The sequence below is a fragment of the Neisseria shayeganii 871 genome, assembly GCF_000226875.1.
GTDB lineage: Bacteria > Pseudomonadota > Gammaproteobacteria > Burkholderiales > Neisseriaceae > Eikenella > Eikenella shayeganii.
In genome coordinates, this window is record NZ_JH164950.1 from 1 (window position 1) to 511 (window position 511).

General features: G+C 52.3%; 1 pseudogene. It reads left to right on the top strand.

The annotated features are described in order from the left end of the window. A pseudogene (locus HMPREF9371_RS12850) lies at positions 1–511 on the top strand (hypothetical protein); the annotation flags it as partial.

Sequence of the window (511 nt, forward strand, 5' to 3'; positions counted from 1 at the left end):
GGCTGCTAAACACAATACGGTTAAAGCGGGTACCAACGTTACCGTTGATGAAGGTGTGAACGCTGCCGGCGGTATTGAATATACAGTGAATGCTAAAGACACTGTGACCACTGTAGAAGCAACAGCAGGCGAGACCGTTGTCGCGCAAAGCGGTACACCGGAAGCGCCAGTCTACACCGTGGGTTTGGCTGATCAAGTGAAAACCGATATTGCCCAAGGTGTCGCAGCCAAAGACGCCGTAGACAATAAAGGTTTGGATTTTGCAGGCGATACTGGTACCACCGGAGCCAGAAAACTGGGCGAGAGCTTAAAAGTTTCCGGTGACACCAATATCACCACAGAAGCCACGGCTGCTGGTTTGCAAATCAAACTGAACTCTGACTTGGCGGTAACCAGCGTGAAAGCGGGCGATACCTTGTTGAACGACAACGGTTTAGCCATCACCGGCGGCCCGAGCGTGACCAAGGCAGGTATTGATGCAGGCGGTAACAAGATTACCAACGTGGCCGAA